The 15,114-nt window shown below is 59.5% G+C and carries 6 protein-coding genes; all 6 read left to right on the top strand.

Translation table 11 applies throughout. The features are described 5' to 3' along the window. Positions 1–152: 152 nt before the first annotated feature. The 6 genes from ACSYSS_RS00390 (at position 153) to ACSYSS_RS00365 (ending at position 14,887) form a co-directional block, all read left to right on the top strand. Positions 153–3,197, top strand: a complete 3,045-nt coding sequence (locus ACSYSS_RS00390; protein ID WP_491703576.1) for a hypothetical protein — start codon at positions 153–155, stop codon at positions 3,195–3,197. Positions 3,198–3,253: 56 nt separating this feature from the next. Next, complete coding sequence (locus ACSYSS_RS00385) at positions 3,254–5,182, top strand: isopeptide-forming domain-containing fimbrial protein (RefSeq protein WP_491703575.1); 1,929 nt, start codon at positions 3,254–3,256, stop codon at positions 5,180–5,182. A gap of 694 nt (positions 5,183–5,876) precedes the next feature. Continuing rightward, positions 5,877–8,774: a hypothetical protein gene (locus ACSYSS_RS00380; protein WP_491703574.1), complete on the top strand. Its 2,898-nt coding sequence runs from the start codon at positions 5,877–5,879 to the stop codon at positions 8,772–8,774. A 170-nt stretch (positions 8,775–8,944) separates the two neighbouring features. After that, entirely contained in the window at positions 8,945–10,864 is a 1,920-nt protein-coding gene (locus ACSYSS_RS00375; protein ID WP_491703573.1) for an isopeptide-forming domain-containing fimbrial protein, read from the top strand. A gap of 579 nt (positions 10,865–11,443) precedes the next feature. Then, positions 11,444–12,754 carry a hypothetical protein gene (locus ACSYSS_RS00370; protein ID WP_491703572.1) on the top strand — a complete coding sequence of 437 codons (1,311 nt, stop codon included), beginning with the start codon at positions 11,444–11,446 and terminating at the stop codon, positions 12,752–12,754. A 147-nt stretch (positions 12,755–12,901) separates the two neighbouring features. Then, a complete protein-coding gene (locus ACSYSS_RS00365; RefSeq protein WP_491703571.1) occupies positions 12,902–14,887 on the top strand; it encodes an isopeptide-forming domain-containing fimbrial protein in 1,986 nt (661 codons plus the stop codon). Positions 14,888–15,114: the final 227 nt, after the last annotated feature.

Below are 15,114 nucleotides of genomic sequence, written 5' to 3'. Positions count from 1 at the left end.
CTTTCAGCAATCTTGTTATATTTGCACGAGTCCAAATCCCAAAATCGTTGAGGAATTGCAAACACGCTTCCCCACCCGCGCACAACGGAACCGAAGCCAACGAACGAGAACCGGCCAAACCCGGCAGCCATATGCGACTCAGGCAGGCCGCCATGGATCTGGACGCAAACAGCCACACCAGTGGCAAACAACGCTTGAACAACCGCAAAACAACATACCCACAGTCGGAATACGCCAATTTCGCTGCGGAACGACAGGAGATGATGGCAGTGAGATGCAAGGGCATTTTCGCGAGATGTGCACGCGTGATCCTCGGGCCGGCCGTATTGGCCGCAGCCCTGGCACCCACGGTTCAGGCAGCGGCCCCCACCACCCCAGAGCCAACGAACACCTTTCGAACCTCGGCGAGCACATCGGCATCGCCGTCCGGCAGCCCGGCCGCCGACACCGTCTCGACGCACGACATCACACGCGACGCATCCAGCGATTGGACGAACGACCCCTGGAAGAGCGACCCATCAATCACCACGCACGACGGCGCCGACCGCAAGCCCATGGTCTACAACGTGGCGGCGCACAACACCCGCATCACCGCCTACTCGGCCGACGAGCTGCGCATGGACTTCACCCTGCGCGTGGCCCACGGAGAGGTGAACCCCAAGACCGGCCAGGGGCTGCGCATCCTGTTCAACTACGAACCAAGCGGCGCCACGCCATACTCCCTAAGCGAGATGAAGATCAAGAACACCTACAACGCCGACGATATCGCCACAGGCAGCGCCAACGCCACGGTCTGGGCGCAAAACATCGACGAGTTCTACACCATCCATCAAGTGATCACCTCGGGCGCCTATGACTACCTGACCATCTCGATCGAAGGCGACCTCTACTACTCCGGCCAGCTCGACGGCTGGTGGAACAATCCGAGCGGCGACAGGAACATCAACAAGGACGGCAAGGAGACCGACCCCTACGTATTCGCCCTGGTGGGGCCGTGGGCCGCCGACACCTGGCACGTCGCAGGCACTTGGCAGCCGGACCAGCTCAACGCCATGGATTCGGGTCCGTTCGGCGTCGACACCACCAAGGACTACCCGGTGAGGGTCCTGCCGCCAGCGTGCATCTCCGGCTACGCCCACAACGGCTGCGACGTACCTAGCCCCCTCGTGGGCTGGAACGGCACCACACCGGCTCTCTGGAGCGGCGGCCAACCCAACTGGGGTCTGGTGACCGACTACGGCCTCAACGGGCTGAAGCCGGGGGTGGCCCCCGCCAATTCCTTCTTCGTACAGTGGTTCGATCTCGCCAATGCGATGGACGGCTCCAATCCCTGCTACCAGGTGACGGGCTTCAAATACCAATGGGTGGCGCTGCAGAACAACAACTGGGTGGCGGTGGACGACCTGACACCCGAGCCCATCACAGTCAAGCAGCCTGTGTTGGGCGGTTTCAGCGGCCTCTCGTACAACGTGGCGTTCAACAGCACCATCAACAACGGCAGCGGCACCATCGGCGACCTCATCGCCAGGGACACCGACGGCAAACTCATGCCAGCCCAGAACGCCGACGGCTCCATCGACTTCGCCAAGGCACAGCGCGACCAGAAAAACCCCCAGATCCCAGGCACCCCGGGCAGCGATGGCTACCGCGGCCTCGACGGCTACTTCAAGCTGATCACCTGGCCGGTCATCAACCCCGCCTGCCCCACGGCCCCGTCCAAGGACAACCTGCGCAACCCCCTTGACCCCGGCATCACCGACACAATGACGCCGGCCGAAGCCGAAAAGGAGGTCGACACCGGCGAGGCAATCGACACCGCGTATTACAAGTACGACGTGGCCCGCCCCCAGGCCCCGTCAATCGGGCAGGCCGACGACACCACCAATGGCACCAATGCCTACTTCACCGACATCTCGCCGACCGAGACGAACAAATTCGTCTCCGGCGACAGAAAGGCCCACCTGCAGTCGAAAGCGGGAGACGCCATCACCATCAAAGGCCAGGGCACGCCCGGCGACGTGGTCTCGCTGTACGCCGACAACCCCGACAGCGAAGACCCCGATGACAAATACCAGCGCGTCATCGACAAGGCGAATCCCGACGAGGTCGACACCGAAGGCCATTCCATAGGCTCCGCCACAGTCGGACCCGCGCAGGACGGCAAGAGCACTGGGCAATGGGTCATCATCGACCCCGACCCCGTGTCCACCGTGCCGTCGATCAAGAGGTACCACGCCTATCAATCGCAACCGGACGGCATGCAGCTCTCCTCGAACTTCTCCACCATCAATCTGGTGGACTTCCACAAGGGCGGCAATCCCGAAATCAACGACGTGTATTCCTCGCCGGTGGTGGGCAACGCCATCACCTCCGACATCAAGGTCACTGTCACCGGCACGGCGGACGGGGGTTCCGACCCCACGTGGCTCTTCGTCAACGTCAGGCCCACGGCAGAATCGGGAGACTCAGCCACAGCCAGAACCGATACGGCATCGGAGATCCACACCATGTCGCAGTGCTCCCCCAACGTGATTCCAGCGAACGCAAAAGGCGTAAGTTTCACATGCACTGACTCCGGCCCCGGAGAGAACGGAGTGCAATGGTACAGGGACCACTCCAACGGCGGCGACGGCGCGAGATTCGACTTCATGCCGGTCATGTCGGTGAAGCCCGACCAGACCGACACGTTCACCTTCACACCCTCGTCGGTGTTCGCCGACCAGCGGGTGTACCTTTACTCCCCCACCGCCGGCGTGGGAGACGCCGTGGGCAAGACCACGCTGCAGGGCACCATGCGGTCCACCATGCCTGGTTTCCCCGGATACGGAGTCGTGGGCGGCCATGTGCACCTGGTGTGGAAGGCGGTGGATGGCACGACCACGATTCCCAAGGATTCCACGTTCAAAAAAGCCACAGGAGTCTGGCAGCAATCTGTGCCTTCAATCATGAGACACACTTCGGGAACGGTGACGGTGACCGCGACGGATGCATATGGCAACAGCTCCACGCCCAAGACGCTTTCGTTCGCCTTCACGCCTTTGGACTCGTCCCTGCCGTTCACCGGCAACCGCAACTTCCGGCTCGCCCTCCTGCTCGCGGGAATCGCGGCGCTGGCCATGCTGCTGTGCACGGTCCTTGCCCTGGCCAAGCCGAAGGCCGTCGGCAGGCATGCCAGAACCACACAACATCATTCCTGACACCATAACTTCAGATTTTCCATCAACAACACAATATATAGAGGAGAAAGCAACACATGCGCATGCATATCTCACACCACAGGCTCGCAGGCCTGGCGGCGGCCACAGCGTCCCTGCTGGCCTTCGCTCCGCTGGGCGCGGCCAATGCCGCTGACATCATCAACACATCGCAGGCGGGCGCGGAGACCATCACAGTCAACGCCGATTCGCCGGCGGCCATCACCGGCCACACCTTCAAGGCACTGCAGATCGGCGGCTACGACGATGCCACCGGAGACGCCAAGACACACACCATCTCCAACGTGGCGGTGTCCACCGTTTCCGGAACCGTGGCCGACGCAGCCACAAGCGCATTGAGACACGCCAAGGGATCCACCGCCGCAATAGGCTACAAGGGCAACCCCGTGGGCGAGGTGGCCGCCCATCTTCTGGGCTACAAACCAGTCACGGCAAACACCAACTTCGATGAGTCATCCAACGCGGGCAAACCCTACGCCGGCAGACTGCGCGACTTTGTGACGGGTCTCTTCAACGACTCGGTGGCCCCTGGGTTCAAGGCATACGTGGAGTCGAACGGCACAGCTTCGGCAGCCGTGCCCGACGGATCCGCCTCAACCACCATCACCGTGGCCAAGCCCGGCATCTACGTGGTGGAAGACACCACGACCATGGACGGCAGCGTGAACTCCATCCCCATGCTCGTGAGCACCGGCATCACCGTCGGAGACGACACATACACCACCATCGACAGCCAGCCTCTCGGCACCATCAACATGAAGCTCGATGTTCCCTCCGTCAAGAAGAGCCTGGACACCTCAGACGGCATGGTCAACAACGCCAATGCAGGCGGTGAGCTGCACTACAGGCTCACCGGCAATGTGCCGATGACCACCGGCTATCAGCGCTACCTCTTCACCATGGTCGACAGACCCGTCAACGCCTCCGGCGCACCGACCCCCGGTCTGGCGCTTGAGGAAGGCAGCGTGAAGGTCACCATCGGCGGCAAGGAACTGACCAAAGGCACGGACTACAAGATCACCAACACCACGTATGCCGCAGGCAGCGAAGGCCTGTCCTTCCCCAGCGAGGACGACACCAGGTTCGTGGTCTTCGACCTCTCCCCCAGCATCGTCAACCAGCCCTACAACGCGGCCATCACCATCACCTACACCATGAAGGTGACCGACAACGCAGCCGCCAACGGCTTCGCCAACGGCGTGTCCCTGAGCTACAGCAACGACACCAACCACCAACCCGTTTCCAGCACCAGCGACCCGAACGGCACCGCATCCATAGCGTCGGTCGACGACAACGGCAATGTGACCAACGGCGCGAACGGCAACGGCTCCGTCATCTCCACCAGCGCCGATGCCGACTCCGTGGTGCACTCCTACCAGCGCAGCTTCAATCTGCAAGTGGTCAGCAAGACCGACACCACACAACACTTGGCCGATTCCCAGTTCCAAGTGATGAACGGCAAGACCCCAATCAGGTTCCTCAAAATCTCGGACGGCTCCTACAAGATGGCCGCCGACCAGTCAGACCCCACTGGGCCCGCCGTACAATCCGACGAACGTGTGACCACGCTCGATGTCTCAATCGACGGTCACCTTGCAGTAAGCGGTCTGGGCAACGCCACCTACAACATCTCGCAGACCCGAGAAAGCAACGGCTATTCGAACCGCTTCCTGCCCAGCTTCAGCGTGACGACCTCCGCAAAGTCCGCAGCCGAAGACGCAACGTCCATGTACACGAACACCGGCGACATCTGGGGCCTGGTCGACGCGCAAAACACAGCCACTCCGGTGGCGACCGCCATCATGGTAAGAAACGTGACGTCCACCGCTCAGCTGCCGTTGACCGGCGGCGCAGGAATCATCCTGTTTCTTATCGTCGCGGCGTTGCTGCTCGCCATCGCCGGCTGTCTCTACACGCTCAAGCGCCGTCAGGAGGCCGCCAGCGCGAACGCAGCTGCAACGTTGTGAACCGCTGAACGACTCGATGGCAATTTAGCCCAATATCACCCGAATGGGCGGAATTCGCAAGAGTTCCGCCCATTTGCTGTATTTGAGAGGGCGGAATCCTGGTTTCATTGCGAAGCCAGGGTTCCGCCCTTCTTCGTCTTACATTCGGAAGCGAGGAAGCGACTTCTTTCCTCCGTGATTACGCATGAGCACAATCCTCCTCTTATTAATCCACCAGTGGCTCCGAGCTGAATTCTCGAAGCCACTTACCATGAGCCCACAACGCTGCGATGCCGTAGCTCAGTATCTACAACAATGGAATATAAAGTGATGCATATCACTTAAGCAGAAACATTTTGTAGTACCCTGAGATGCAACTCCTCGTTATAGCATGCGCTTTTCGAACGTCGTATTAACCATTGTAAATTCAACATTTTAACCCTTTTACACCAGCAAAGTAAAAATATTGACATATTAATTCATTAAATCAAAATTTTACGTCCATCTCAGTATTGTCGTAACTACACAGTCGAAAGCTCTTCATTTGCGCATTCTGACATCTTTTGATAAAGTACTCATTGGATGATTTTTAAAAGTAAATCGGCTATATTTTAAGAAGATGAAGTTGCATACCTCCTGATATAGCGACGACAACGATGCACGAACGTTGCACATGTTACTCGACATGCAATTGACATTGACGAGGCGACGAACGATGGATATACGAAGGCAAGGAGGGCGCAGGGCGAAGCGTCTGACATCCCTACTGACGGCGGCGGCACTGGCACTGGGCCTATGCGCACCGATGACGCTCATCGACACGACCGGCAGCGCAGCGCAGGCCGCCGAGACCGGCACGTTCGCCTTCCCCGACCGGTCGTGGCGCAACACCGATGCCGCCACCACGCCCGAAGGCGCCAGCCGCAAGCCCGTGCTCTACAACCTGCTCGGGCAGAACAACAAGGTGGAGACCGGCAACGACGAGCTGCGCATGGACTTCGTGCTGCGTGTGGCCCACGGCGAGGTGGACCCCACGGTCGCCACCGGCGCCAATCCCGGCATGCGCATCATCTACGACTACGGCGATGGCTACGCCTCCGACGGCAACGGCGGCTACACGTCCGTGCCGGACTACACCCACACCGTGACGTACCTCAACACCGATTCCGCCGATGGCTCAGTGGCTTGGGCCAACAACCAGGATGAACGGTTCACGATCCTGAAAACCATCGAGTCCGGCCCCTATGACTACCTCACGGTCTCCGTGGAGGGCGACCTCAACTACCCCGACAACGACAGCGACGACCCCAACAGCAAAGACTACCGTTGGTGGGCCAAATCGACACCGGAGGGCCTCACCCTGCAACAGCACATCTACGTGTCAGTGGGTCCGGCCTCGGTCAACGGCGGGGACTACGCCCTGGGCAACGCCACCACGGACAATCTGGACAACGTCTGGCCGCTGACCGCCAGGATCACGAGCGAGAACGACAAGGCGACGGTCTACCCCAACTACTGCGGGGCCCTCAACTACACCGACCACGTGGGGCAGTTCGACCGCGGCTGCCAGAACCCCGCGTCGTTCGTGGGCTGGGACGCCAACCCCAAGCTGTGGAGCGCACACCAGTCGAACTGGGGCCTGGACACGGACAATGGGTTCAAGGACAGCGACAGATATTACAAGAACGGCACGGACTATCCGGAGGGCACCGCCCCGCCGAATTCCTTCTTCGTCAACTGGTTCGACATCGCCGCCAAGGACCATGAGACGAACCCCTGCTTCCGGCACACCGATTTCAAGTTCCAGTGGTTCGGTCTCAAGGACGGCGACAAGTGGGAACCGGTCACGGACCTGACTCCGCAGGCCGAGGAAGTCGATGGGCAGCCCGCCATGCGCTGGACGGAGCCACCGTTGCCCACCGACGGCGGCGGCTGGTACACCAACTACTCCTCGTCATACAACAGCGTCACCAATATCGACAACCAGACCAACCCCTACAACCTCATGGCCAAGGACGCCTCCGGCAATCTCATGCCCGCGCAGAACGCCGATGGCTCCATCGACTTCAAAAAGGCCAAGGACGACCAAGGCCTCGACGGCTACTTCAAATTGGTCACCTGGCCGGTCATGCCCTCTGACTGCAACGTGGACGATGCACAGTATGAAGGCGCGCTTGAGCCGAGCGACACCAACGCCGCCAATCCCACGGACGTGAGCTCCACCGCCGATGCGGATACCGATACACCGGCACAGGTGGAGGCAAACCAATCAAACATTCAACGCCGCATCAACACCGGCTGGACCATCGACACCGCCTACTACAAGTTCGACGTGAACCGCCCCGACGCCCCCACCATCGACAGCGTCTCCAACGGCATCGACGCCTCCGCCACCGAGACGGCTCCGAAGGCGCTGAAGACCATTGCCGAAGACGACTCCACCAACTACGCCCTGGGCGACACCAAAGTCACCATCAAGGTGCAGGACGGCAATGCCATAGACTCCGCACCAGAGATCCACGGCACAGGCACAGCCGGAGACGTGGTGTCGCTCTACGATGACGAGCCCAGCGCCGCCGGAGGCAAGGCCATCAAAAAGAGCGATCCGCAGGAGACCGACACCCAGGGCACGCTGGTGGGCAAAGCGACCGTAGGGGTCGACGGCACTTGGAAGATCACCGATTCCAAGGCACTCTCCGGCCTGCCCGTCACCCGCCGCTACCATGCCTACCAATCCGAGACCACCGGCATGCAGCTTTCCTCGAACTTCACACCCATCGGCGTGGTCCACATGGTGGAGTCCGGCAATCCCTCCATCGACGACATCGAATACACGTCAACCAAGAACGGCGAGATGCCGGCGAACTCCAAAGTGGTGGTCACCGGTTCGGCCGTGACCCATTCCAGCCCGGCGACGCTCTCGCTGACCGCCAAGGCCCACGACGGCTCGGCCACCTACACCGACACCGACGACCTCTCCTGCGATGTGACGAGCCTGCCCGTCGATTCCGACGAAACCTACACCTGCACGTTCTCAGGTGCCGGCGCGCAATGGTTCCGTAGCCATTCGAGCACCAATGACGCCAGATTCGACTTCACCGCCATCCTCACCGGCGGCGGCGTGGCAAGCCCCACCACCAGGTCGAACGAGCTCATCGACTTCTACGCGCCAAGCCCCGGCATGGACCAGAACGCCATAGTGAGCAAGGATGGGGTCAAAGGCAAGATGACATCCACCCTGGCCACGGATCCATCACTGGCGATCGACGACACCGCCTACGTGGATCTGACCTGGAAGCCGAATTCCGGTACCGCCGTAACCCGACGCGTGTATGCCGCCGACGACGGATCATGGAGCGCCAAGCCTCCTGCCGGCGTGAGCGGCAGCGGCACGGTGAGCGCCGTGGCCACGGATGCCGTCTACGGCAAATCCGCCAGGCAGACCGCTAACTTCCAGCTGACACCCGTGCAATCCGCGCTCCCGTTCACCGGCGCCAAGCCATGGTGGTGGCTCGCCGCCGGACTGGTGCTAGCCGCACTTGCAGCCATCGCATTGGCCCTTGGACTGTCCGCCGTGCACAGCCGGCAGAACCGGGGCCGCCATGCGCTGTGAAGCACCGCTGACCGGCATAATTGTATTTCTAGGCATTATCCGTCTATGGCACCTACGGCCACCACCGACATAAATCGTGCGCCACGCGCAAACAACACATACAATACGCCAGTTTATGCAATAATAACTAAACTAATAAGCGTTGAAAATGAGAACAAGGAGAAATCCAAATGAGTAACAACACAAGGTTCGCCAAGCTCACAGGCTTGGCCGTGGCCGCAGCGACACTGCTGGCGCTCACGCCCGGTGTGGCCAGTGCGGCTGACACGAATGTCACCATGCCGACCACCAATCAGGAAACCATTGAAATTGCCAGCGACACCGCCACGCTGATCAATGGCCATAAGTTCGCCGCAGTACAGATCGGCAATTACGACAACGCCATGGGCGACAGCACTACGAACATACTTTCCAACGTCGCAGTCAGCACCGTGGGTGACCTCAAATCGGCTGCAGAAACGGCACTGACCGACTCGGGCGCCACAGCCAACACCGACGTGTACGGCGGCAACCCAGTGGGTCAGGTTGTGGCTGGCAACACCAGCTCCACAACCGCCCCGTACACCGATTCCGGCTCCAACTACCTTCGTAAGTTCGTCACCGCACTTGCCAAGCAGAGTGCCTTCACAACGGCGGTTGCGGCGAGCACGACGCCAACCGCCACCGCCGCAAATGGTAAGGCCGATTTCAACGGTCTGAAGCCCGGTGTCTACATGGTGGAGGACGTCACGACTTCCCGTGGCACTTTGACCGGCAAGAAGAACTCCATCCCCATGTTCGTGGAGACCGGCATCACCTCCGGCGATTCCACCCCTGTGAAATACACCAAGCTGGGCAGCACCACCTTGGGCACCATCAACATGAAGGCCGACAGCCCATCCGTCAGCAAGAAGATCCTCGACGACAGCGATTCGTCCATCGGCTCCTACATCAAGTACGAGCTGACCGCCAACGTGCCGCTGACCACCGGCTTCGAGCACTACCTCTTCACCATGACCGACCAGCCGAGCGCAGGTCTCAAGTATGTGGACGACACGGACCATGCGCCCACCGTCAAAGCCGACTCCACCGACGTGCCTACAGCCGACTACAGCATCTCATCCAGCACTTGGACCGCCGGCGACACCGACAGCGAAGGCAGGGTGGGAGACACTCGCTATGTGGCGTTCGACCTCTCCAAGTACGCCGAAGACACCGCCAACTACGGCAAGACCGTCACCATCGATTACTACATGCAGATCAGCGACAACGCCACCGCCACCGCACCCATCGCCAACGGTGTGAAGCTGAGCTACTCCAGCGATCCGGCCAACTCGCCGGCCACCGACAAGCCCGTGCTCGACCCCGACGGCGTTCCCGAGACCAACGGCACCGACTGCACACCTGGACAGACCACCCCATGCAACAACAACAAGGAAGTCACCACCAACGACACCGTGGCGGCCACCGGTGGCAGCGACAGCGGCAAGATCCACATCAAGCACTTCACCATCAACTCCGAGGCCAAGGCCGACAGCAGTCTGCTGGCCGGTGCCCAGTTCACCGTCACCAAGCAGACGACAACTCGTGCCAACGACCCCATCAAGTTCAACTGCGCCGCAGCTACTGCGGACGGCGTGACCTGCAAGCAGGCCGCCGACCAGAGCAGCAACACGGCAACCAGCACGTTGACCGTGCCCGGAGACAGCCCGACCGGTGCCAAGGGCAAGCTGAGGATCGACGGCCTTTCCGCCAACGCCACCTACACAGTGGCCGAAACCAAGACCCCGAACGGTTACAGCGACACCTTCAAGCCCACATTCAACGTGACGACCGGCAAAGGTGACGCCAACACCTACAGCAACACCGCCGACACCCTGCACTTGGGTCTGGTCAACGTCAGCCCGGCGACCGATCCAGACGCTGATGCCACTCCAATCGTGGTCTACGCCGTCACCGGCATCAGCCAACTGCCGCTCACTGGTGGCGCGGGCGTTGCCCTCGCCGTCATCGTGGCCGTGCTGCTGCTTGGCACAGCAGGCTGCCTCTACGCGCTCAAGCGCCGTCAGAGCAACGCTTCAGCCGCTGCCAGCGCGACCATGACGCTGTAAACAATTGACACAGCTCAACGTCTTCCTGTAGCTAAACCTGCAAATTCAAGAAGGGCTTGGCCACCGGGCATATCCGGCGGCCAAGCCCTTTTATATACTCAACTAATCAGTCCGACCTCATCGGCCGCCAAGCATGCCTTCATCCACACAACTCGCGTCGCACTAAAATTGATAGCTCTTGGGCGTTTCCACACAATGCGTCCATTTATAAGTACTTTTTTAATTGTCTTATACAAAAGTTATTAATTATTCATAAATATATAATATTCACGTGTTTATATATCGCTTATATTTTTAAACATTCTCGCCATTTTTACCTATTTACAATTTTCTCAAATATCTGTCCAACCATTTAATTGAGTTTATCCCAATCATTAATTTTCAATATTTCGAACGATTGCAGTATTATTATTTAAGTAATTGAATAAATAGTTAATTATACAGAGAGTTTTTAAAGAGTTTATAATCTGCGTAAATGCATATTGAATTTAACTGGAGTATGCACCGCTATGTGACAACAAAAATCCCATCAATCACATTCCAACGGCACACCTAGCAATTCATGAATAGAGGATAGGCATGGTTACAGCAACCAAAGCGGGCGCACACGCAAGCTTGCACTGTCTGCAACGGTCGCCCTGGCCGCCGGCCAGCTTCTACGCACCCAACGCAATTAGCGGCGGACCTCTCGAACCCGAGGCACAGGCGGCCAGCACCGTTACCTTTGTCGATAGGCCATGGCGCAGCACCTACGACACCACCGTGTCCGACACCGGTGCAGACCGCAAGCCACAGGTCTACCAGATGCTGGCCGAGAACAACAAAATCGACGCGCAAAACGACGAACTGCGTATGGACCTTGTGCTGCGCGCGGCCCATGACGAGGTTGACTCCTCGGTCAACATGGGCGGTAACCCCGGAATACACATCATCTACAACTATGACGACGGCTCCGGGCCGCAAAACTCATACGTACCCAACTACGGGCACGCCGTAAACTGCAAAAAGACGCTGAACGGCCCCAAAGGCGGTGTGACCTGGGCCAACAACGGTGAGTACTACATCATCGAGAAGGCCATCGAATCCAGCATATACGACTACCTCACCATCAGCGTGGAAGGCGACATGAACATCCCCAATGAGGCTACAGACACGAGCACCACCTACCCCACCGACATCAATACATCGCTGCCGGCCAATCCGACGGCACAACGCATCGCCAATATGCAGACGAACGTGCAGAGGCGCATACAAGTGGGATGGACCCTCGACACTGCGCATTACAAATTTGACGTCAAGTGTCCTGACCCACCCACCATTGACAGCGTCTCCAACAACATCGACGACAAAGCCATGGGAAACGACCCGAAACAGCTCAAGACCATTAATCCGAGTGATTCCTTCAATCATGCGCTGAGCGACACAAAAACCACGCTCAAAGTCAAAAGCAGGGACGATGCCGACTCTGAAGCCACAATCCATGGCACAGGCAGCGCCACAGTCAACGGCCCAGCTCCAAGCTGGGACGTAACCAATGTTGCGGCGGGTGCCACAGCGTCCTATACCTGCACATATTCCGGATCCGCAACCCAATGGTTCCACGATAATGCCGCAGCAAGCGCCGCAAGATTCGATTTTACGGCCAAAATTGCTGACAACATGACCTCCTCAGGCAACACCCTGCCCAACCAGCTCGTCGACTTTTGGGCTCCGCAGACCGGCTTGGCCACCACCGTGAGCGTCAAACAGGACGGTGCAAAAGGCAAAATGACATCGGCCTTGCAAGGGGGCAGTCTTTGGCTGGTCATCACCGCTCTTGCAGCCATATTTCCAGCGCTTGGCATGACCGTCATGCGCAGCAGGCAGAACCGAGGCCGCCATGCAATCTGATAATCTTGGCAGCACGACTGCGCACGTCTTCCCTCGATGTAGGCCCAGACCTCCGACGAGCCGCTCATCGGCGTAAATCGCCAGAAGTTGGTGTTATATGCATCTTTTCAAAACAACAAATAAAGAATAGAACAAGGAGTAATCCAGATGAGCAACACAAGAAGACTCAGCAGGATGGCCGGGCTGGCCGTGGCTGCAGCCACGCTGCTGGCGGTCGCGCCCTTGGGCGTTGCCAGTGCAGATCCCGTCAACATCGACATGTCGGCCCCCGGCAACATAGAGACCATCACCATCACCACCGATGCGGCAACGGGCACGGGCACGGCAAAGATCGACGGACACTCGTTCAAAGCCGTGCGTATCGGTAACTACCAGAACGCCACCGGCACCGTCAATAGCGGCGACCCGAAGAACTCCACGCTCTCCAACGTGGCCGTCACCACCGTCGACGGCACCAACAGCGTGCTGACCGGAGCCGAAGCCGCCATGCGCGCCACCGGCGCCTCAGCGGATCAGGCCTACACCGGCAATCCGGTGGGCCAGGTGGCAGCGGACTACCTTGGCTATGCTTCCAGCAGCACCACGAACACCGACACAACCTCCGGAAAGGCCCCTTACGACGGCACACTGCGTAGCTTCGTCACCTCGCTGGTCAAGCAGAGTGACTTCCAAACAGCACTGGGCAACGCCACCGCATATAAGGCCTCCAACGGCACCGCCACCATTACCGGCCTGACCCCAGGCATCTACGTGGTCGAGGACGTCACCACCGCGCGCGGCAAGACGGACGGCCCCAAAAACGCCATCCCTATGCTGCTGGGCACGGCCATTACCATCCCCGCTACGAACGGTGGAGTGGACACCGTCTACAACAATATCGACGGCAAGCCCTTAGGCACCGTCAGTATGAAGGCCGACAGCCCATCGGTCACCAAGACCATGGGCACCGTCAACAAGCCATCCATCGGCTCATACATTCCCTACACGCTGACCACCACAGTACCGCTGGCAACCGGTTTCAACCGCTACCTGTTCACCACGACCGACAACCACTACCTGTTCACCATGACCGATCAGCCGAGCGCCGGCCTGAAGTTCGTCACGGGCACCATCAATGGCACGGACTACACGCCCGTCGTCAAGGCGAATGGCACCACGCTGACCGCAGGCACCGACTACCAGGTCACCACTGCATCCAAGGCCGACGGCGACACCACGTACGTGCTTTTCGACCTCTCCAAGTACGCCAAGAACACCGCACACTACGGCGAGAAAATCACCGTGGACTACCATATGCAGATCAGCAGCAACGCCAACGCCGAGACCAACCTCTCCAACGGCGTGGTGCTCAGCTACTCCAGCGACCCTGCCGACCCGCCGCTCACCGACAAGCCGGTGCCCGACACCGACGGCGTTCCGAAGGACAACGGCAACGATGGAGACTGCGCCGCTGGCCAGACCACACCTTGCGGCGACAACAACGAGACAATCACCAACAACGACAAGGTGCCTTCAACAGGCGGCGACAACAACGAGGGAAAGATCTACATCAAGCACTTCAACCTTCGGAGCAAAGCCAAGTCCGATGACACCCTCCTGCCCGGAGCCACCTTCACCGTCACCGAGAAGACCGGTACGCAGGCAAACGAGCCCATCAAGTTCATCAAGCAGTCCGATGGATTCACCTACAAGAAGGCCGCCGACCAGAACGACACCAATGCAACCAGCACCCTCACCGTGCCCTCCGATGCCAACAAGGGCAAGCTGCAAGTCGACGGTCTGGCCGAGTCCGACACCTACACCGTTGAGGAGACTGCCGCGCCTACCGGCTACAACGGCACCTTCAAGCCCTCATTCGACGTGACGACAGCCACCGGTGATGCCAACACCTACACCAACACTGGCGACACTTGGGGCCTCGTCACCAAGCACACCGCTGCCACCGACGCCGACAGCGCACCGATTGTGGTCTACGCCGTCAACGGCATCAGCCAGCTGCCCCTCACCGGCGGCGCGGGTGCCATCCTCGGCGTGGTCGTCGCCGTGCTGCTGCTCGGCACAGCCGGCTGCCTCTACGCGCTCAAGCGCCGTGAAAGCAGCGCCGCATCAGCCAATGCGGTCGCAACGCTGTAAGTGATGGTTGAATGTTCAGTGACGGCCTATAGCCACTAACTATCCGATCACTACAAAAGCGGGTCACCGGAACCATCCGGTGACCCGCTTTTTGCATGCCTCGGCGCTCACAGCAAAGCCAGCGAGAGCAGCACACCCATGATGGTGAGCACTGCGCGCCACCGCAATTGACGAGGTTGGCCACCTTATTGCCTTAGAGGCCTTGACCCAGAACTGGACACCTGCCG

The organism is Bifidobacterium sp. ESL1118 (assembly GCF_058505595.1).
Note: the sequence above shows the minus strand (reverse complement) of the source record. Positions and strands in the feature narration are given on the sequence as shown.